Below are 19558 nucleotides of genomic sequence, written 5' to 3' on the forward strand. Positions count from 1 at the left end.
CTGCGCAAAACCCAGTGGCGGAAGGCGATGCTTGCTTGAAAAGGTGCGCCCTAGCGTTGAACCGCCTTTAGGCTTTAGGCCTTAGCCTCTGGCCCTTATCCTGCGTGCCGGATGTCTCAGATGTTGAAATCCTCCGGCGCAATGGCTGCCGCGACCCTCACCAGCCGCGTCCTGGGCATGGTGCGCGAGATGGTCTATGCGGCATTCATGGGCAACACCTGGGTCGCCAGCGCCTTCACCCTCGCCTTCCAGGTGCCCAACCTTTTCCGCCGCCTGCTGGGCGAAGGCGCGCTGACGGCCGCCTTCATCCCTATCTTCAAGCAAAAGGAGGTCAAAGAGGGGGAAAAGGAAATGTGGCGCTCCGCCAACGCCGTCATCTCCGGGCTGACCACCGCCGCCGGCGCGGTAACAGTACTGGTGGTGCTCGGGATCTCCCTCATACTCGGCGCCGGAAAATTCGAGCCAGAGACCCAGCTCATGCTCCGGCTCTTGCGGTTGATGTTCCCCTACATGCTATTGGTCTGCCTCGCCGCCGTGTTCATCGGCATGGCCAACGCCCGCGGCCACTTCTTTGTGCCGGCACTGGGAGCGGTGGTCCTCAACGTGATCATGATCGCCAGCGTGCTGCTTTTGGCCCCGCGCATGGGAGACCAACTCCAGGAGCAAATCTTCGGCCTTGCGATTGGTGTCCTGGCGGCCGGGTTGGCCCAGGCGTTCTTCCAGTGGCCGAGCCTCGCGCGCGAAGGCTACCGCTATGAGTGGGTCTCTCCCTGGCGCAACCCTACTGTCCGCGATGTCGTCCGCAAGATGCTGCCGGGTTCCATCGGCGTCGCCGCTTTCCAGATCAACGTGCTCATCACCCAGTGCTTCTCATTTTGGTACGACTCCACCATCGTCGCCACCTTCAACTACTCCGTGCGGTTGATGGAGCTGCCGCAAGGCCTGTTCGGAATCTCCCTGGCCACCTATTTGCTGCCGACCCTGGCCGGCCTGGCCGCCGCGAAGAAGCTCCCCGAGTTCCGCCAGACGCTGGCCCAAGGCTTGAGCTACCTGGCCTTCGCCAACCTCATCGCCGCGGCTATCGCCCTTGCGCTGGCGGTGCCCATTGTGCGGCTCATCTTCGAGCACGGCAAATTTGACCAGGACGCCACGCAGCGAGTCGCCCTGGCGCTGGCCTGCCTGGCGCCGGGGCTGCTCATGTTTTCGGCGAACAACATCCTGGCCCGCGCCTTCTTTGCCCTCAACGACATCAAGACCCCTATGAAGATCAGCATCGTGTGTCTTGTGCTGAACCTGGGGTTTGCCCTCTGGCTGGTGCAGTCCCACCGCGAAGCCGGCCTGGCCGTGGCCAACTCCCTGAGCGCCTCATTGAACACGGCATTGCTGGTGTACGCGCTGCGCCGCAAGCTCTCGCGCCTGGACCTGACTGGCCTGCGCCGCGCGCTGTTGGTGCTGGTCCCTAATGCCCTGCTGGCGGGAATGGTGGCTGCGGCGCTGGCCTGGCTCTGGGACCACCATCTCGGGCATGCCACGCTGATGCGCCAGGCCGGCATGGTCTTCATACCCGGCGGCGTCGCCGTGCTGGTCTACTGGCTGTTCGCGTTGTGGCTCAAAGTGCCCGCCGCCCAGGAGATGACCAGCCTGCTGGGGCAGCGCTTCCGAAAGCCGCGTTAGGCTTCCTCGACAACCTTCCAGCCGGTTGCCTCGGCCAACGCGTAAATCGGCTCTTTCAGATCGCCGTAGAACGTCACCCGGTGCCAGCTCCACTGGTCCCACATGCGAAACAGCTTCTCGATGTCTCCAACCGGCTCGGCGCACAGCTTCGTGCGGCAGGCGCGATCATCCGGATCGTTGGCTACTGCCAGCGCGCGGTGGAACAGTATTTCCTTGCGCCCCTGGTCAAACTCGAGGCTGGTCGTCATGTAGCCCGTCGGCAACAGCGACCGGACCGAAGCCCCCTGCCGGTCCTCCGAGTGCGTGAGAATCTCGTAAGGGTTCATCTTCCCCTCCGGGCCGAACGCCTTGCTGGGCGCCACGCAATGCGCGTAAATGATCTGCCGCTTCGAGGTGTCAATCACCGGATCTGAGATGTACCCGGGCCGCCCCTGCGTGAGCGTTGTCCCGATGACCATCGTCGCGGCTGAGCGCACATCACACTCGCAGCCGCCGATGAACCCTTCGTTGTTCAGTTGGTAAAAGCCCAGGCACGGATACGCGTGAATATGGCCCCCGTAAAACCCGCCGAGGCAGTTGATGGTCAAACCCTTCGCCCCGTGCCTGGCCAGCAGCGCCTTCTCTGCCAGATACATCGCCGCCGAGTTCTCCAGTTCCGCGCGCGTGACGCCTTCAATCTTCCTCGCCTCCTTCTCCCAACGATCCGCCACGGCTCGGGCCTCGTCCTTGTCCGCCTGCTTCCAGGCCTCGTTAAGTTCCGCAAACGGAATCATCTCCACCTTGACTCCCATCACCTCTCCGCCCGGCCCGGAATTCTGGTCTCGCACCGCGAGCACTTTCGCTTCGTTCAACCGGCGCGCGCATTCATCCGCGGCGAGGCACTTCACCGGATCCGCCTTGCCCGCCAGGCGGCCCGCGCCCGGAGTGCCTTTGATCCGCACCCGTTCCGTCGCCGCTACGAAATCGGCCGCCGAGCCGCCCCGCTTCGCCACCTGGAAGCACTTCACCGCGGCCACCAGGTCCCGCGGTCGCGACGAAGCCACAAACCCGACGTTCGGCGCCCCGCTGCGCAGGAACGCCGCGGTATACACCAGGAAGCCCCCGCTGCCGCCGAATTGGAAATCCGCGTAGAGCACCGGCTTGCCGGAAGTCGCCATCGTCTGCACCACGCGGTTCCAGCAGTTCATTTGGTAAACCACGTAACCGTCAATATTCCCAGCCGCCCGGTCCGCCTCCAGCAGCTTCTTCGCCTGCTCCTCGCCGGTAGCCATTGAACTCACGAACTCAAAGCCCGCGCACTCCTTCGCCAGCAGCGCGTTGATGCGATCCATGTGCGGGCGGAAGTCGAAGCCATGATTCGGCCAATCCGGCTGCGCCTGCTTCTCCGCGTGCAAGGCATACACCACCCGGATGCGCGTCTTCTCCCTCGGCTCTGCCGCGGGCAGCCACGCCGGTGCCGCCAGCACGCCCAGCGCGCCGGCGGTGGCAGTGCCCGCACGGGCAAGGAAGTTTCGCCGGTTCATGGGACAGCCGGCACAGCCTGAGAAGAGGTGGTTTGCTTTCATATCGGTGTTTTGTTCTTAAGAACAGTTTCAGAAGTTCATCGCGTGGCTTCGTTTACCCGGACCTGCGGCAAGCGCGTCAGCCGCCCGCGCAGCAACGCCTGGCGGCGCTCGGATAACTCGCTACGTATCCGGCTCATGTTTGCGAGTCTATTCGCCGCTGCAACGGGGTCAAGCCGGCAGAAATGGTCCCTCGATTCAACCCGACGCTGCCCGGATTCACGCCCTACCCCCCGAGGGAGTCTCACCGTATCCACACCGTATCCACACCGTATCCACACCGTGGATACAGCCTTGACATCAATGGCGGAGTCTGGCGTAACCCATTGTATTTGATGCACTTACGCTCCAATGGCCGCTGGGGGCCTTTTTTGAGGCCAAGAGAGCGTAAAAGCGCGGCCGGAAATCGGCGTGTTTGCGCGGGCAGCCCCTAACTTCGCGTCAGCACATTGACCAGGCAATGCAGGCAGCCAAAGTGCCGGTAAGCCGTCGTGCAGTCCACGGTCCGGACCTCGTATCCGAGACGTTCCCAGACCGCGCGGCCGGCGGCATTCAGCGGCTCCACGCCCCGGTAGGACGGGAGATAGACCAGCCGCCGGCCTCCTTGCTGGTCCATCAGCACATTGACATACGTCAGGTAAGTCCTCCCATCCCGCGCGGGCAGCACCGGGATGCGCACCACCCTGTAACCTGCCGCGGCGCATTGAGCGGCAACCGCGTCGAAGAGGCGCTGCGTTGCCGCCGTAAAATCCGGCCCCCCGGGCAGGTTCATGAACTCCTTCGTTGCGGCGCGGTCATGCTCCGCGAGTTGAACGGCCACCAACTCCCGCGCCAGGCCGGGATCGCCCACCAGCATCGTCCTGCCGCCCGCCGACGCCATGAACATCCCCGCGTGGTGGTCGGGCGCTTCGTCGAGCAAGATCACGGGGCGCCTCAGTTCACGTGCCAGGAGGTTGATGAACTCGGCCCGGCTGGCCACGGTCTGCTGGATGTTGCGCTGCAGCACCCGCGGCATGACGAACACGTTTTCGCCGTCCGTCAGAAAGTCGCCCCCGTCGAAATACAAGCCGCTGCGCCGCGCCCGAACGGACGGCCCCAGCGCCGCCGCGATATCCATTCCCACCCGCTCATCCCCGGCGCGCGCGGGCCAGATTTCCCCGCCGGCCTCGCCACGCGGGCTCCACAGCGTCGTTACGCCACCGGCCGACGGGCCAAAAGCCAGCCAGCGATCACGCGACCACGCCGTGATGGGATGCCCAACCACTATGGGCAGGAGCCTGCATTTGACCGGGCCCACGCTGGCGGCGAAGTCGGCAAACGCAAGCCGGTCGGGACAGACCACGTGGACGCGAACGTCCCCGTCGAGCGCGCCCAGAAAATCGCGGTGCACCGGCACCACAGCGTCTCTGGCGGACGGTTCATAATGCAGCACCAGATCCCGCAACTGACCGTCGCACTCCGAGAGAACCGGCCCGGACGGCGCCGCCCTCCGGTCCGGGCTGGTGCTCAGGGCCAGAATGGCGCCCCCGCCAACCAGGCCGATCATCACTCCGACCAGTCTTTGCCAACGAAACATACGCGCGGATTTCGGAATGGAGGTCTTGTTCGTCTTCGCGTTTCTCGCCGCCAGGAAAGCTATTGAAACAAAGCCACTGCCGGCCCCGCATTGGTCGCCACGGTCGAGAAGCTCAGCGCCGTTATCCCCAACAGCTCCAACGCCAACTTTGGGCCCGGCTCCCGCAGCGAAACGTTAATGATGCTGTTCGGCGGCAGGTTCGTGCGAGTGCTCAGCATGACCACCTTGGTCTCCCTGGGCTGGAGCGTCACGACCTGCTCCGCCTGCCACAAGGCGGATGGCAGGCGGATGGTGCGCGACAACGCGTCCATCGGCGAGGAGGCGGTCATGGCGATATCCACCGTGACGCTGGCCGGCTCGTCGGTCGTGTTGAGCGCAGTCAGATCGAACTCCGCCTGATCGCCCGCCTGGAGAACCCGGCCGCCCGCCGGGGCCAGCGACAGCTCGACTCCGCGCGAGACCAGCCGCGCCTTGGCGATCTTGGGCAAGGGCGCGTCGGCGTCATTCCCGGCGTCCAGGGGCGCCGCCAGGAACGCCGCTACGGTTAAGGTTGCGGTCCCGAGGGCCGCGGTGGTCATTGTCATTACGTCTTTCGCTTTCATGCTGTTTCTTTCAATTCACAAGGTTCACTCGTTCTCTGCCCGGCCATCCACGGGCCGCGGCAGCTTTCTCGCTCCACTAAAGCCCAAACCGGCCGGTGAGTTGTCAAAGCGGGGTAAGATGTTTGTAAAAAGGTTGTCTGGGCGCGGCTATCACCAAAGCAAAGGCAGAACTCAAGCGCAGCTAATGCCCCCACTTGCGCCCGCGAAACTCTGTGCTACGTTCCTTCGGTTTTACTAACTCAGACCACCAGGAAATATGCTGAAATTATTTGCGCTAATCACAGTTGCGAGCCTGGCAGGGGCCTTGCCGGTTGCGTCCGCGGGCGACATCACCGGCACGATCACCCTCAAAGGCCCGCCGCCCAAAGAAAAGGAAATCACCCCGCTGATGGAGGATCCAAACTGCGGCAAGTTGCACACCAAAATCCCCACCACCCGCTTCTATGTGGTCGGGCCTAAAGCAGAACTGGCGGACGTGGTCGTCTCCATCGAGGGCATCAGCGGCAAATCCACCGGCGCCTCCGCGCCGCCCGTCATCCTGGATCAAAAGGGCTGTGAGTACATCCCCTCCATCCTGGCCGTTCAGACCGACCAGAAGATCATCGTCAAAAACTCGGACCCCATCCTGCACAACGTGCACAACGTGCCGGCGGCGGGTTCGGGCAACAAAGAAAGGAACGAGGCGCAACTTCCCAACGGCGCCGACCTCACGTTCTCGTTCCCGAAACCCGAAAGTTTCCTCAAGTTCAAGTGCGACGTTCACCTCTGGATGTTTGCCTGGGTGAGCATCTTCGATCATCCCTACTTCGCCGTATCCGACAAGGACGGCTCCTTCAAGATCGCCAATGTCCCGCCCGGCAAATACAAGCTCCAGGCCGCCCACCGCAAGGCGGGCACCGTGACCCGGGAAATCGAGGTCAAGGATGGCGAGCCCGTCAAGGCCGATTTCACGCTGGAAGCCAAATAACAGGGCGCAATGGCTTCCAAAGGGTTGCATCGGTTCGCCGTCCTGACGGCCCTCGCGACGCTAGGTTTGATTGGCGTTGGGGGATTGGTCACCAGCCACGGCGCCGGCATGGCCGTGCCGGACTGGCCTAATACTTACGGCTACAACATGTTCTGCTTCCCCATCTCGCAATGGGTGGGAGGCATCTTCTACGAGCATACCCATCGCCTGGTCGCCTCGGCCGTCGGCCTGCTGACGGTTGTCCTGACACTCTGGCTCCACGGCACCAGCGCCCGCCCATTCATGCGCTGGGGCGGCTGGCTGCTCCTGCTGCTCGGCGTGGCCATCGCAATCGCCCTGCCACCGCGCCGGGTGGACGGCTTGGTCGTCGGCCTGACTGGTTTGGCGTCGCTGAGCGCGAGCTGGGTTTGGCCGCGCTGCCAGCCCAGCCCCAAGTGGCTCCGGTGGTGCGGCCTCGTGGCGCTCCTGGCGGTCATCCTGCAAGGCGTCCTCGGCGGCTTGCGCGTGGTCCTCCTGCAAGACGCCCTGGGCATCGTGCACGCGACGCTCGCCCAGCTCTTCCTTGTGCTGCTCTGCGCCATCGCCCTCTTCACCAGCCGCTGGTGGCAGACTGCGCCGGTCCGCGTCCCCCCGGCTGCCGGCCATCAACTGCCAACCCTCTTCCTCTTCGCCACCCTCTTGATCCTCGCCCAACTGACCCTGGGCGCGGTGATGCGCCACCAGCACGCCGGCCTGGCCATCCCGGACTTCCCGCTGGCTTACGGCAAGCTGTGGCCGGACATGGATTCGGAATCGGTCGCCCGCTACAACGCCCAGCGTCTGGAGATATTGGCCGTCAACCCCATTACGGCCTTTCAGATTGCCTTGCAGATGATCCATCGGCTGCTGGCAGTGTTGATTCTTGGCGCCGTCGCCTTTGCCGCCTGGTCTGCCCGGCGCGCGCTCGGCGCAGGCCACTGCTTGAGCCGCCTGGGCCTGGTCTGGCTTGGGCTGATCCTGGCACAAGTGCTCCTGGGCGCGATAACGATCTGGTCCGACAAAGCCGCCGACATCGCCACCGCCCATGTGCTGGTCGGGGCGCTCTCCCTGGCGCTGGGCGCGCTGATCAGCATGTCCCTCGTAGCGGCATCGCGGCAGAACGGTGCTGACTATCGAATTGCCAACCAACGGCCCGCCGCCGAATCGCGGCTGCGCTCGGAGCCCCAACCCTCCGCCAGTGCCGGTGCCGCCTGATCATGCAAGCCACTGCCCAACCCCTTGCCAATCGCATCTCTCAAACGAGAGTGGCCGCCGACGTCAGTCGGCGCATCATTGTCACTCCGAAGCTGGCGCCGGCTGATGTCGGCGGCTACGCCCTGGCGGAGAGCCTCGCAGCCGCCGGAGCGTCCAGCCTGAGCCGGGCCGCCTTTACGGAGAAGACCTGGCTGGCAGTCTATGCCGATTTGTTCAAGGCGCGGCTCACCTGCCTGGTGTTGCTGACCGCGGCGGTCGGGTTCTACGTCGGGTTCCGCGGGCCGGTGGACTACTGGCTCCTCGCCAACCTGCTCATCGGCACGGCCCTCGTTGCGGGCGGTGCGGCGGCGCTGAACCAGTTGCTGGAACGCGAGCACGACGCCAGAATGCGCCGGACGCAAGATCGTCCGCTGCCTTCCGGGCGCTTGCAGCCGCAGACCGTGCTGCTCATCGGCAGCGTGGCCGCGGTCCTCGGGCTGCTGTATCTCGCCCAGGCCGTCAACCTGGCTACGAGCCTGGTCGGTGCGTTGTCGCTCTTCTGTTATCTGTTCATCTACACGCCGCTCAAGCGCGCGACCTGGCTCAATACCGTGGTCGGCGCCGTTCCCGGCGCGCTGCCACCTTTGATGGGTTGGACCGCGGCGCGCGGGGAATTGAGCGGCGAAGGTTTGGCCCTGTTCGCCATTCAAGCCTGCTGGCAACTGCCGCACTTTATGGCCATCGCCTGGATCTACCGGGAGGAATACGCCCGCGCAGGCTTCCAAATGCTGCCGGTGCTGGATCCGCGCGGACACCGCACGGCCCGTGTGGCTCTCGGCTTCACCTTCGCCCTTTTGCTGGCGAGCTTGTGGCCATTCCTGCGGGGACTCACCGGCCCGATCTATCTCTGGACGGCGCTGGTCCTTGGGCTTGGCTTCGCGTGGTCTGCGCTCCAGTTCTCCCGCCAACTGACGCTTCCACGCGCCTGGCAACTGTTCTATGCCTCGCTCTTGTATCTCCCGCTGCTGCTGGCGGCAATGGTGCTGGACAAGCTCAAATAAGGACTATGCAAGCGACCGCGGAAGCTATTCCACAGGTTGAGCACAAGGAAGCGCATCACGAGGAGGCGGGATTCTGGCGCACCTATGTCTTTTCGACCGACCACAAGGTCATCGGCATCCAGTACGGCATCACCGCGCTGTGCTTCCTCCTGTTAGGCTTCTGCCTGATGATGATCATGCGCTGGCAGATCGCCCACCCGGGCGAACCAGTGCCGGTCCTTGGGCCCCTGCTGGCTGCGATCTTCGGCGATATCGCCGCACAGGGGACTGTGTCGCCGGACCTGTATAACGCCTTCGGCGCCATGCACGGCACGATCATGGTCTTCCTGGCCATCGTGCCGCTGGCCTTCGCCGCCTTCGGCAACTACGTGGTCCCGCTCCAGATCGGGGCGCCGGACATGGCGTTCCCCCGCATCAACATGGCCAGTTACCAGGCCTATGTCATTGGCGGGCTGATCATGTTCACCAGCTTCTTCATCCCCGGCGGCCCGGCGCAGGCAGGCTGGACGTCCTATTCGCCGCTGGCCACATCCATTCCCACCGACGGGCAGACATTCTGGATTATCGGCATGGTGTTCCTCATCACCTCGTCGCTCCTTGGCTCGGTCAACTTCATCGCCACCATCATCCAGTTGCGCGCGCCGGGCATGACCTGGATGCGCCTGCCGTTCTTTGTCTGGGCGCAATTCGTCACCGCCTTCCTGCTGCTGCTGGCGTTTCCGCCGCTGGAAGCCGCCGCCATCATGCAGTTGATGGACAAGGTGGCTCACACCAGTTTCTTCCTGCCCACGGGCCTGGCGATCGGCGGCAACCTCGCCAACGTCAGCGGTGGCGGCAGTCCCTTGCTATGGCAGCACTTGTTCTGGTTCCTCGCCCATCCGGAGGTGTATGTGCTGATCCTGCCGGCGATGGGTATTGTGGCGGAAATTATCACCAACAATACGCGCAAACCGATCTGGGGCTACAAATCCCTCGTCTACTCGGTCCTCGCGATCGGCTTCCTGTCCTTCATCGTCTGGGCGCATCACATGTATCTGACCGGCATGGGGGTGAAAATCGCCACCTTCTTCCAGACCACCACGATGATCATCTCCATTCCCTCGGTGATCGTCCTGACCTGCATGTTTATCTCTCTCTGGGGCGGGTCAATTCGCTTCAACACGCCGATGCTCTTTGTCATGGCCTTCCTGCCCATGTTCGGGATCGGAGGCCTGACCGGCTTGCCGCTCGGGCTGAGCTACGCCGATATTCACCTGCACGACACCTATTACGTCATCGCCCATTTCCATTACATCGTCGCGCCCGGGACTATCTTCGCCCTGTTCGCGGGGGTCTATTATTGGTTCCCCAAAATCACCGGCCGGATGATGAACGAATTCTGGGGCCGGGTGCACTTCTGGCTTTCGCTCATCTTTATGAACCTGGTGTTCCAGCCTATGTTCGCCCAGGGCATGGCCGGGATGCTTCGGCGCATGGCCGACGGCGGCGCGAACTACTCCCAGGCCAAAATGGAAGGCACCATCGGCGGCCTTAGCCCGTTCATGATGCAGATGCACACGTATATCCTCTGGGCGGCCGTTGCCCTGGGGCTGGCCCAGATCCCCTTCATCATCAATTTCTTCTGGAGCATCCACCACGGGAAGCCGGCGGCGTCCGACAATCCCTGGCAGGCCACCACCCTGGAATGGCAAACCCCCACCCCGCCCCCGCACGGCAACTTCCGCAAACCGCCCCGCGTTTACCGCGGCCCCTACGAATACAGCGTGCCGGGCCACCCCAAAGACTTCACCCCGCAAAATCAACCGGACTAGCATGGACATCCCCTACACAGTTCAGCCCCGTCCGGACACCGGCATTTACAACGCCAAAGTCGGCATGTGGCTCTTCCTGGCCTCCGAAGTCATGCTCTTCGGCGCGCTGTTCTCTTCCTATATCCTGCTGCGCGTGGGCGCCCCCGAGGGCACCTGGCCCCGCGGCTGGCTCAACGTCCCCATCGGCACGGTCAACACCCTGGTCCTCATCACCTCCAGCATTACCACCGTCATGGCCTGGGCCGCCTGCAAGATGAACCAGTTCGGCCGCTTCAAGCTCTTCCACGCCTGCACCCTCCTCCTGGCGCTGATGTTCGTTTGCATCAAGTCCTACGAGTACCACGACAAGTTCACCCATTACGAAATCACCCTCCAAGACGGCCGCTTCGCCGACGGCCACCTCGTCGCCAACCAGCCCAAGGCCGACCACGTCGTCATCTCCGGCCGCTACGTCCAGGACCGCAAAGAACTCTACGACCTCGAACCCCACAAAGGCCCGCACCACCACCAGGAAATCACCATCCCCCGCAGCCAGATCGTGAAGATGCAAAGCTACGGCCCCTGGCACAACACCTACCTGGCGATCTACTTCACCCTCACCGGCCTGCACGCCTTGCACGTCATCGGCGGCGCACTGGTCATCGGATTCCTCTGGGGCCCCGGCAGCCGGCTCTGGGCCACCGACCCCGAACGCTTCACCAACCGGGTCGAAATCTCCGGCCTGTTCTGGCACTTCGTGGACCTGGTGTGGATATTTCTGTTCCCTGTGTTATACTTACTATAAGAAGTTATGACTGCCCAGGACCAAGCGAATTTTGCCCGGCACGTGCGGGGCTACCTCTACGTCTTCTACGCGCTGCTGTTCGGCACGCTCATCACCGTGGGAGCCTCCTACATTCCCTTTGGCAACCACGCCGTCAATATCGCTGTTGCCTTGCTTATCGCCTCCGGCAAAGCGTTTCTGGTGGCCGGCTTCTTCATGCACCTGCTCTCCGAACGCAAAATGATCTACGGCCTGCTGGCCTTTACCGCCATCTTCTTCCTGGGCCTGATGCTCCTGACCGTCGCGGCGTATGCGGACTTCCCGCCGCTGACGGTTACCCGCTGATTATGTCGCTCAAGGCCTTTCATCTCATCTTCATCACGGCTTCCACCGCGCTGGCCTTCGGCTGCGCCGCCTGGAAGCTGAAGGACTTCTTCTCATCGGAAGGCCACGCGGCGGACCTCGTGTTCGGCTTGGGCGCTCTGGCTACAGGCATCGGCCTGATCATCTACGAGCGCCACTTCCTGAAGAAGCTAAAGAAAGTGAGTTACCTGTGAAGCATTACTGCCGCAAGGGCCCCGCTGCGGATTCCGGGGTTCAACCGTCCGCCGGCCTGCAAATCTGGACTGTGGCAGCTCGCGGCCGGGCGCCGTTAGGCTGCTTTGCCGCCCTTGCCGTCCTCAAGCCCGGCGCGCTCCTCGCCTGCGCCACCTGCTACGGTCAATCCGACTCCCCCATGGCCCAAGGCATGAACTGGGGCATCATGAGCCTGCTGGTGACTGTGGCGCTGGTCCTCGCAAGCTTCGCCCTGTTCTTTATTTACCTGGCAAGGCGGGCTGCCGCCGTTGCCGCCGCGCCCGAGGAAACCAGCCTTCAGAACTTGGGCATCCCGCTGACCTCAAGCTTCTCCCGCCATGGTCAGGAATCAGGGCTCGCGGGAACCTTCGCCGTCCCAAACCACGCCAACCCGGTTTTATGATGCAGAAACTCTTAGGGCTGCCGCCCGTAGCCTCTGAACACGGCCACCACGTGGATGACCTCATCATCTACCTCCACTGGCTCATGGGCGCCCTGTTCGTCGGCTGGCTGATCTACTTCACCTACACCCTCATCCGCTTCCGCCGGGCGCGCAATCCCAAGGCGGATTACACCGGTGTGCGGAACCACGCATCCAGTTACGTCGAGTGCGCCGTGGCGGCGGTCGAAGGGGTCTTGCTTGTTTTCATCGCCGTCCCGCTCTGGGCCCAGGCGGTTGACAAGTTCCCGGACAAGAAGGACTCCACCGTCATCCATGTCGTCGGCCAGCAATTCAACTGGAATGCGCTCTATGCGGATAAGGACGGGGAATTCGGCCGGCAGGACATGCGCTTTGTGAGTGCGACGAACACCTTCGGCCTCGACCCGAGTGACCCGCGCGGCAAGGAGAACATCCAGATAGCCGGCCTGGGGGAAATGCACGTCCCGGTCAACAAGCCGGTCATTTGCTACATCAGCTCCAAAGACGTCATCCACTCCTTCAAGGTGATCGCCATGCGCGTGACCCAGGATGCCATCCCCGGCCTGCGCATCCCGATGTGGTTCAAACCGATCAAGGAAGGCCGCTACCAGATCAACTGCGCCCAGCTTTGCGGCAACGCCCACGCCGCCATGTCGTCCGGCATGTTGGTCGTCGAAAGCCAGGCGGCCTACGACAAATGGCTCGCCTCCAAAGTCGGCGCCGCCACCAGCTTCGAATAACCCCGCCTCCTCTTTCGTCCTCGTCCTCCTCGTCCTCGCCGTCGTAATCGTAATCTTAATCCTGATCTTAATCCTAATCCACTCCCTCCCCCAATTGGCCATCGGCGATTGGCCATTGGCAATCCCTTCCCTTCGCCCCCTTCGCGCCCTTCGCGCGACCCCTCTCGGTTCCCCCGCGCTGCCCTCACCCGACCAGACCGCCCGCCGCTTGTGGCAGCTTTGTTACATGCTACCCTTGGAAGTGGTATCCAACTGTCCCGCTCCGCCCGCTCCTGCGCCATCTGGACGCGCAGCGAAGCCCGCCCGCACGCGCCTTACCTCACCATGGGCTTCCCTTTACACCCTTCACCCCCTTGATGCTATCTACACGCTTCAGTCGCTTCGCCTTTCAGCCTTCCCCACCACTCCCTCACTCCTGCCCGCTTCACGGCCATTGGTCGCCCCCGGCTTGGCTATCGGCTATTGGCCATCCCTTCCCGTCGCCCCCTTCGCGCCCACCGCGCGATCTCAGTATCCCTACGGCGCCCTCACCCGGCAAAGCCGCCTCCCGCCATTCGCTGCCGCAGGCTCCGTGAAGCGGAGCTGCCCCGGCAGGCCTGCCTCCAACCAATTAGGGTTTGCATAAAGTAAAGTCAGACTTTATCTTATGCGCATGTGGATTCCTCGCGCCCTTGAGCCGGTCCTGCTCCGGACTGTTGGGCAGCGCCCGGTGGTCGTCGTGACCGGCGCCCGCCAGGTGGGTAAGACCAGTCTCGTCCGACACCTGCTCGCCCAGCACCGCTACGTCTCCCTCGACCTGCCCAGCGAGGCCGAACAGGCCGAGCACGATCCCGCCAGCTTTCTGCAGCGCCATCCGCCCCCGCTGATACTGGACGAGGTGCAGTATGCCCCGGCGGTATTCCGCCATTTGAAATCCGTGGTGGACTCGCGTCGCGGAGAGAGCGGGCTGTTCGTGCTCACCGGCTCGCAGTTGTTTCCGCTCATGCGCGGCGTTTCAGAGTCGCTGGCCGGGCGGGCGGGCATTCTACAATTGGAGGCCCTCTCCTACGCCGAGGCGCTTGGCGGACACAGGCCGCTGACGGCCCTTGATTTCTCCCTGCGCGGAGGCTTTCCGGAGCTCCATGAAAAGCCGCAGCTCGACGGCCCGGACTTCTACCGCTCCTACGTGACGACCTACCTGGAGCGCGACCTGCGGGTCATGCTGAACGTGGGCAGCCTGCGGGATTTCGAGCGGTTTCTCCGCGCCGCGGCCTTGCGTTCGGCCCAATTGTTGAACAAAGCCGAACTGGCTCGCGACGTCGGCATCAGTCCGCCCACCGCGGCCCAGTGGCTGTCCGTGCTCGCTGCCTCTGGCCAGATCGTGCTCTTGGAGCCTTGGTTCTCCAACCGCACCCGTTCCCTCGTCAAAACGCCCAAGCTGTACCTGGCGGATAGCGGCCTGTTATGCGCCCTGCTCTCCGTGCAAACCGTCGCGGAGCTCCTTCCTTCGCCGCTCGTCGGTGCCGTCTGGGAGACCGTCGTCGCGTCGGAACTCCGCCGGGCGCTGGCTCATGCCGGCCGGGCCGGCGAGCTGTTCTTCTGGCGCGAACGCGATCGGGAGGTGGACTTTCTCCTCCACCGGGGTGGCCGGTTCTTGCTGGCGGAGGCCAAATGGACCGAATCGCCCCACCCGCGGAACGCGGCTAATCTCCTCGTCGTCGCCGCTCAACTACCCAAGGGCAGTGTGCGGCGGATGGCCGTCATCTGCCGTTGCCGGAACCGTTACCCGCTCGGGAACGGAGTGGAGGCGATACCGTTGGCCGATGTGAAGAGCCTGCTCGACTGAGCAAAGAAGTCACACTATTGCCTTCTACGGCGACCTTACTCGGTAAAACCGCCTCCCGCCGTTCGTCGCTCCCGAGTCCGTGAACTGGAACTGCCCCGACGTAACCTCCGTCAACCCAGTCACCGAAGCCCAATCGTTCAACGGCGCCCCCGGATCCGTCGCCGTCACCACCCCGAAGAATGCGCCCGGGGTATTGGTGAAGCAGAAGCGGAAAGAGCGGTTGGTTAGCGTTTGGGTGCCGGTCAGGATGATTGGGGAGGCGGGCGGGGCGGCCACCAACGCAGAACTGTGGTTGGCATACGAACCGCTGAAGACGTGGGTCAGACGCTGAGACGCGGGAAGCGGTGCGGTGCTGACCGCCACTGGCACTTTACGCCATGTCGTGCTGTTGTCGCCGAGTTGGCCGTAGGCATTGTGTCCCCAGGACGCGGTAGTGCCATCCGAGCACAGTGCCAGATTGTGCAGACCGCCTGCGACGATGGCCACTACCGTCTTGCCGTACAACGCCGAGACACCGGAATTCGTGTTCACCGCCACCGGCACGCTGCGCGGAGTCGTGGTGTTGTCGCCGAGCTGGTCGTAGTTGTTGTTGCCCCAGGCCGTCACTGTGCCGTCTGAGCACAGCGCTAAGCTGTGGTCCTGACCCACGGCGATAGCCACCGGCGTCTTGCCAAACAGCGCAGAAAGTCCCGCATTCGTATTCACCGCCACCGGCGCGTAGCGGTTTGCCGTGAAGGTATTGTCACCGAGTTGGCCACTGGCATCGGCGCCCCACCCGGCCATGGTGCCGTCCGAGCACAGGGCCAGACTATGGGAAGCTCCTGCCGCAATGGCCACGACCCACTTGCCGTACAGTGCCGAGACGCCTGACTCCGTGTTTACGCCCACTGGCGCGAGCCTTGGATATCCATGCTCTTGGTTGTCGCCGAGTTGGCCCGAGCCGTCGATGCCCCAAGCAGCGACGGTTCCATCCGAGCAAAGCGCCAAGTTGTGGTGACTCCCCGCGGCAATGCGAACCACTGTCTTGCCATGCAATGCCGACACTCCCGAATCCGTGTTCACCTCCACTGGCACGAGCGCTGTATTCGTGCTGTTGTCGCCGAGCTGGCCGGCGTTGTTCCAGCCCCACGTGGCCACGGATCCATCGGAGCACAGAGCTACGCTGTGGCGGTAGCCCGCGCCGATGGCTACCACCCTCTTGCCAGAAAGCGCCGAGCCTGGAGCCGTGTTAACCGCCACCGGCACCATGCTTTGAGAGCCCGATACTTGGTTATCACCAAGCTGGCCATAGTAGTTGTGGCCCCATGCTGCTACGGTCCCGTCCGAGCATAGGGCCAAGCTATGTCCAGCGCTCGGAGCAGCACCGCCAGCTGCGATCGCCACTACCGTCTTGCCGGCGAGCACGCCTGTGGCCATAACGGGCGCAGGCACGGGCCGAAACGTCGTGGTATTATCCCCAAGTTGGCCGCTGATGTTCTGCCCCCAGGCGAACGGACGGGTATTGGCCCACACAAGCATCAGGTCGTTGCCGTTGCCGCCGTAGTAGTCGGCGACGAACCCGTAAGTGACCCCGTCATAGCTCAGGACCACCGTCTGCCCTTGCGCGAGGTTGTCGAACGTGCCGCTGATGAAGGGTAATCCTCTGTTATTCACCACCATCAAGTCCGTGCCCGTCTCAGGAGCGAAGTTGAGCGTGAAGCTCACCGTATTGCCCGTGGCGGCATAGCCGTCGGCCGTGACCGGCACGTCGGTGGTAGAATTCCAGACGGCGTTCACTGTGTCGGCTAGGGTGATAGTGGGGGTCAGGCGTAGGGTCAGGAGCGCCCCAAGTGCCAGTCCTCCCAGGTGGCAAGCGCGGTTCTTCATAACTAGTTTGCTTCCGTTGATCGTTCTCGTGGCTTTGTGCCGCGAGGACCGGGGCCATCCCCGCTCAGCCCTGAAAAAAGAGAGGCGCGTCGCTGACGCACTCTCTTCGGGGCCACGACCAAGCGGCCTTCCAGAAAAGCACGCCAGGACGCGCGATTGCTCGCGCGCCGAGGCGGACTTTCTGGAGTTGCATTGGTCGTGTTTCGAAGAAGTCCAAGTCCTCGCACCGCAAAGACTCTGGCCAAGAGCACTGCGCTCACCGGCCTTGATGTAAAAGATCCACTAACCGTCTGCAGGATTGGCAAAACGCAGTGGAAAAGCAAGCCGCTTCTGAGCATGTCCTTCGGATCAACCTGGCCGGGTTGGCGGGCCTACGGCAGGTTTGTTACATGCTACACTTGCCCTCCATACCCCGGCCACGCTTCGGTGGCTCGAGCGCCATCTGGAAGCGCAGAGAAGCCCGCCCGACCGCGCATGCTCATTGACTCCAAAGCGTAACCCCCCGCCCAACTGCGCCATCTTGGCACACCGACCACACGAAGGCTGGCGACCATGCACCATCTAGCCTCGAGCCTGCAACCTTCCTTCCAGGCTACCCCGAGGCTGCCGGAGGCTTACCGGTGGCTTGGCGGTGGCTTGGCGGTGGCTTGCCGGTAGCTTGGCGGTGGCTACCCCGTAGAGAGGCCTTCCTGACCTCCAACTGTGCCATTTTGGCACACCCGGGCCGCCACACGCCGTCTTCCCGCGCATCGCGCCAGCGCTTGCCAGCGTCCGCGCTTGGGGTTATCTACTCTGCGGAAGTATGAGCAATCCTGATCCTCAGGCGCGCCGCCCCGGTTGGCCTCTCTTGGCCGGGGTGGCATTGGTGGTCGTGACCGTCCTGGCGGTGGTTCTTGTCGTGGGCCTTAAGTCACGCCAGCCGCCCGGCCCGCCGCTGCCCGTCTATGGCACCATCCCCGACTTCACCCTCACCAACCAGCACGGCGCCGCCGTCTCCCTGGCCGACCTGCGCGGGCGGGTCTGGGTCGCCGACATCATCTTCACACGCTGCGCCGGGCCTTGCCCGAACATGACCCGCCAAATGCGCCAGCTCCAGGATGCCTTGCCACCTGCCAGCCAGGCTCAACTGGTCACCCTCACCACCGACCCCGACTTCGACACCCCGGCGGTGCTGAACACTTACGCCGCGCGCTTCGGCGCCGACCCCAAACGTTGGATGTTCCTGACCGGCTCCAAGGACCAGATCGGCAAGCTGGCCATTGACTCGCTCAAGCTCACGGCCATCGAGAAAAATCCCGGGGAACGCGAATCGCCCGCGGACCTGTTTATTCACAGCACCATCTTCGTCATCGTGGACAAGCGCGGACAGTTGCGCGGCGTCTTCGAGACAGTGGGCGAGGGCATTGACCCGCGCGCGGTGCTGACACAGATTCTCGCCGCCGTGAAGCGATTGGAGCGCGAGCCATGACCCCGGCCGACCTGCCCGCCGTCAACGCCGCCCTCAACACGCTCAGCGCCGCCTTCCTGACCGCGGGGTACTGCTTCATCCGCTGCGGCCGCCGCCTCGCCCACCGCAACTGCATGCTCGCCGCTTTCGCCGCCTCCACCCTCTTCCTCGTCTGCTACCTTGCTTACCACACCTATCTCGCCTATTACCTCCACAAAGGCCCGACTGTTTTCCGCGACCCCGCCTGGTTCCGGCCCATCTACCTGGGCATTCTCCTCTCGCACACCCTGCTGGCCATGGCTGTTGTCCCGCTGGCCCTGATCACGCTCTGGCGCGCGCTCAAACAGCGTTTCGACCGGCATAAGAAGATCGCCCGCTGGACCTGGCCGATCTGGATGTATGTCTCCATCACGGGCGTGGCAATTTACCTCCTGCTTTACCAGATCTTTCCGCAGCGCTAAGCCACCGATGTCCCCGCTTGTTCAGGTAACCATTCACTCCAGCCAATTCCCGGAGAATGTGCGGCGCGATCTGCTGGAATCGCTGCGCACCCGCCGCGTCAACCACAAGTTCCACTACGACAGCGTTAAACAGACTCAGCAATGGCTGGCGCTGCACCAAGCATATTCCCCCTCGCGCACGGACCCGGACTGCGCCGCAGTCTACGATCGCAGCTTCGCCGCCGCTGCCTCCCGCATGGAATACCGGCGCGTGCACCTGATCGGCCTCGGCTGCGGCGGCGGGCAAAAGGACACGCGCCTGCTGAAACGGCTCCAGGATGCAGGCATGACCGTGCTCTACACACCCTCGGATGTCAGCGTCCCCATGGTCCTGGTCGCCCAGCAGGCCGCCACAAGCTTCATTCCGCCCGGGAACTGCTTCCCGCTGGTTTGCGATCTCGCCACCGCAGACGACTTGCCCGCCGCCCTCGACGCCTTGCCCGTCCCCAACGCGGCCCGGCTCATTACTTTCTTCGGCATGATCCCGAACTTCGAGCCACAGCTCATCCTGCCGCGCCTGGCCAGCCTGATGCGGCTCGGCGATTGCCTGCTCTTCAGCGCCAACCTCGCTCCCGGCGCTGATTACGCTGCCGGCGTGCAGCGCATCCTTCCCCTCTACGACAATGCTCTGACGCGCGACTGGCTGACCACCTTCCTGCTCGATCTCGGCGTGGCAGCCGACGACGGCGAACTTCGCTTCGTCGTCGAGGACGACCCGGCTGGCAGCGGCCTTAAACGCGTCGCCGCCTATTTCCAGTTCAGCTGGGCGAGGGAAGTTCGCGTGGATGCCGACAAGTTTGAGTTTTCTGCCGGCAACTCCCTCCGCCTGTTCTTCTCCTATCGCCATACGCCCGCGCGCGTGCGGGCGTTGCTCAGTCAGCATGGCCTCAAAGTGCTCGACCAGTGGATTGCCAAATCCCGGGAGGAAGGCGTGTTTCTGGCAACCTGCGCCTGA

The 19558-nt window shown here is 63.5% G+C and carries 18 protein-coding genes; 14 read left to right on the forward strand and 4 right to left on the reverse strand.

The genetic code is table 11. From position 1 onward, the window contains the following. Positions 1-120: 120 nt before the first annotated feature. Complete coding sequence (murJ, locus tag P5205_11720; protein HSA11027.1) at positions 121-1674, forward strand: murein biosynthesis integral membrane protein MurJ; 1554 nt, start codon at positions 121-123, stop codon at positions 1672-1674. Here murJ and P5205_11725 read toward each other — a convergent pair. The 3 genes from P5205_11725 to P5205_11735 all read right to left on the reverse strand — a co-directional run bounded on the left by P5205_11725 (position 1671) and on the right by P5205_11735 (position 5414). Then, positions 1671-3239 carry a twin-arginine translocation signal domain-containing protein gene (locus P5205_11725; protein ID HSA11028.1) on the reverse strand — a complete coding sequence of 523 codons (1569 nt, stop codon included), beginning with the start codon at positions 3237-3239 and terminating at the stop codon, positions 1671-1673. The genes murJ and P5205_11725 overlap by 4 nt on opposite strands. Positions 3240-3666: 427 nt before the next feature. Beyond that, the gene (locus tag P5205_11730) at positions 3667-4812 is read right to left on the reverse strand and encodes a hypothetical protein (protein HSA11029.1); all 1146 of its coding nucleotides are present in this window, start codon (positions 4810-4812) and stop codon (positions 3667-3669) included. A gap of 59 nt (positions 4813-4871) precedes the next feature. Then, the gene (locus tag P5205_11735) at positions 4872-5414 is read right to left on the reverse strand and encodes a hypothetical protein (protein HSA11030.1); all 543 of its coding nucleotides are present in this window, start codon (positions 5412-5414) and stop codon (positions 4872-4874) included. 256 nt (positions 5415-5670) lie between these two features. Here P5205_11735 and P5205_11740 point away from each other — a divergent pair, with 256 nt between their 5' ends. From P5205_11740 to P5205_11785, 10 genes are all read left to right on the forward strand, one after another. Further along, positions 5671-6381, forward strand: a complete 711-nt coding sequence (locus tag P5205_11740) for a carboxypeptidase regulatory-like domain-containing protein (protein ID HSA11031.1) — start codon at positions 5671-5673, stop codon at positions 6379-6381. 9 nt (positions 6382-6390) lie between these two features. Next, a complete protein-coding gene (locus P5205_11745; GenBank protein ID HSA11032.1) occupies positions 6391-7614 on the forward strand; it encodes a COX15/CtaA family protein in 1224 nt (407 codons plus the stop codon). A gap of 2 nt (positions 7615-7616) precedes the next feature. After that, positions 7617-8654 (forward strand): heme o synthase, encoded by a 1038-nt coding sequence (gene cyoE, locus P5205_11750; GenBank protein HSA11033.1) that lies wholly within the window; start codon positions 7617-7619, stop codon positions 8652-8654. A 5-nt stretch (positions 8655-8659) separates the two neighbouring features. Beyond that, the gene (locus tag P5205_11755; protein ID HSA11034.1) at positions 8660-10465 is read left to right on the forward strand and encodes a cbb3-type cytochrome c oxidase subunit I; all 1806 of its coding nucleotides are present in this window, start codon (positions 8660-8662) and stop codon (positions 10463-10465) included. Between the two features lies 1 nt (position 10466). Next, positions 10467-11249, forward strand: a complete 783-nt coding sequence (locus tag P5205_11760) for a cytochrome c oxidase subunit 3 (protein HSA11035.1) — start codon at positions 10467-10469, stop codon at positions 11247-11249. 6 nt (positions 11250-11255) lie between these two features. Continuing rightward, positions 11256-11573, forward strand: a complete 318-nt coding sequence (locus P5205_11765) for a cytochrome C oxidase subunit IV family protein (GenBank protein ID HSA11036.1) — start codon at positions 11256-11258, stop codon at positions 11571-11573. 2 nt (positions 11574-11575) lie between these two features. Continuing rightward, on the forward strand, positions 11576-11785 hold the full coding sequence (locus P5205_11770; protein HSA11037.1) for a hypothetical protein: 210 nt from the start codon (positions 11576-11578) through the stop codon (positions 11783-11785). Then, on the forward strand, positions 11782-12207 hold the full coding sequence (locus P5205_11775) for a hypothetical protein (GenBank protein ID HSA11038.1): 426 nt from the start codon (positions 11782-11784) through the stop codon (positions 12205-12207). Before P5205_11770 ends, P5205_11775 begins: the two co-directional genes overlap by 4 nt. After that, entirely contained in the window at positions 12204-12965 is a 762-nt protein-coding gene (locus P5205_11780) for a cytochrome c oxidase subunit II (protein ID HSA11039.1), read from the forward strand. The genes P5205_11775 and P5205_11780 overlap by 4 nt, the downstream gene beginning before the upstream one ends. A gap of 646 nt (positions 12966-13611) precedes the next feature. After that, positions 13612-14790, forward strand: a complete 1179-nt coding sequence (locus P5205_11785) for an ATP-binding protein (GenBank protein ID HSA11040.1) — start codon at positions 13612-13614, stop codon at positions 14788-14790. A 24-nt stretch (positions 14791-14814) separates the two neighbouring features. Here P5205_11785 and P5205_11790 read toward each other — a convergent pair whose 3' ends face one another. After that, on the reverse strand, positions 14815-16656 hold the full coding sequence (locus tag P5205_11790) for a cell wall anchor protein (GenBank protein HSA11041.1): 1842 nt from the start codon (positions 16654-16656) through the stop codon (positions 14815-14817). An 802-nt stretch (positions 16657-17458) separates the two neighbouring features. On the opposite strand from P5205_11790, the gene P5205_11795 reads away from it, so the two are divergent. Genes P5205_11795 through P5205_11805 form a run of 3 tightly spaced genes read left to right on the forward strand, consistent with a single transcriptional unit; the run spans position 17459 to position 19558 of the window. Next, positions 17459-18124 (forward strand): SCO family protein, encoded by a 666-nt coding sequence (locus P5205_11795; protein ID HSA11042.1) that lies wholly within the window; start codon positions 17459-17461, stop codon positions 18122-18124. Further along, complete coding sequence (locus P5205_11800) at positions 18121-18564, forward strand: DUF420 domain-containing protein (GenBank protein ID HSA11043.1); 444 nt, start codon at positions 18121-18123, stop codon at positions 18562-18564. The genes P5205_11795 and P5205_11800 overlap by 4 nt, the downstream gene beginning before the upstream one ends. Positions 18565-18571: 7 nt before the next feature. Then, complete coding sequence (locus P5205_11805) at positions 18572-19558, forward strand: L-histidine N(alpha)-methyltransferase (GenBank protein HSA11044.1); 987 nt, start codon at positions 18572-18574, stop codon at positions 19556-19558.

Source organism: Candidatus Paceibacterota bacterium, assembly GCA_035452965.1.
Taxonomy (GTDB): Bacteria; Verrucomicrobiota; Verrucomicrobiia; order Limisphaerales; family UBA8199; genus UBA8199.

Excerpts from the sequence above, each read along its gene's own strand:
- murJ (HSA11027.1), top strand. The coding sequence starts at position 121 with ATGTTGAAATCCTCCGGCGCAATGGCTGCCGCGACCCTCACCAGCCGC.
- P5205_11725 (HSA11028.1), bottom strand. The coding sequence starts at position 3,239 with ATGAAAGCAAACCACCTCTTCTCAGGCTGTGCCGGCTGTCCCATGAAC.
- P5205_11730 (HSA11029.1), bottom strand. The coding sequence starts at position 4,812 with ATGTTTCGTTGGCAAAGACTGGTCGGAGTGATGATCGGCCTGGTTGGC.
- P5205_11735 (HSA11030.1), bottom strand. The coding sequence starts at position 5,414 with ATGAAAGCGAAAGACGTAATGACAATGACCACCGCGGCCCTCGGGACC.
- P5205_11740 (HSA11031.1), top strand. The coding sequence starts at position 5,671 with ATGCTGAAATTATTTGCGCTAATCACAGTTGCGAGCCTGGCAGGGGCC.
- P5205_11745 (HSA11032.1), top strand. The coding sequence starts at position 6,391 with ATGGCTTCCAAAGGGTTGCATCGGTTCGCCGTCCTGACGGCCCTCGCG.
- cyoE (HSA11033.1), top strand. The coding sequence starts at position 7,617 with ATGCAAGCCACTGCCCAACCCCTTGCCAATCGCATCTCTCAAACGAGA.
- P5205_11755 (HSA11034.1), top strand. The coding sequence starts at position 8,660 with ATGCAAGCGACCGCGGAAGCTATTCCACAGGTTGAGCACAAGGAAGCG.
- P5205_11760 (HSA11035.1), top strand. The coding sequence starts at position 10,467 with ATGGACATCCCCTACACAGTTCAGCCCCGTCCGGACACCGGCATTTAC.
- P5205_11765 (HSA11036.1), top strand. The coding sequence starts at position 11,256 with ATGACTGCCCAGGACCAAGCGAATTTTGCCCGGCACGTGCGGGGCTAC.
- P5205_11770 (HSA11037.1), top strand. The coding sequence starts at position 11,576 with ATGTCGCTCAAGGCCTTTCATCTCATCTTCATCACGGCTTCCACCGCG.
- P5205_11780 (HSA11039.1), top strand. The coding sequence starts at position 12,204 with ATGATGCAGAAACTCTTAGGGCTGCCGCCCGTAGCCTCTGAACACGGC.
- P5205_11785 (HSA11040.1), top strand. The coding sequence starts at position 13,612 with ATGCGCATGTGGATTCCTCGCGCCCTTGAGCCGGTCCTGCTCCGGACT.
- P5205_11790 (HSA11041.1), bottom strand. The coding sequence starts at position 16,656 with ATGAAGAACCGCGCTTGCCACCTGGGAGGACTGGCACTTGGGGCGCTC.
- P5205_11795 (HSA11042.1), top strand. The coding sequence starts at position 17,459 with ATGAGCAATCCTGATCCTCAGGCGCGCCGCCCCGGTTGGCCTCTCTTG.
- P5205_11800 (HSA11043.1), top strand. The coding sequence starts at position 18,121 with ATGACCCCGGCCGACCTGCCCGCCGTCAACGCCGCCCTCAACACGCTC.
- P5205_11805 (HSA11044.1), top strand. The coding sequence starts at position 18,572 with ATGTCCCCGCTTGTTCAGGTAACCATTCACTCCAGCCAATTCCCGGAG.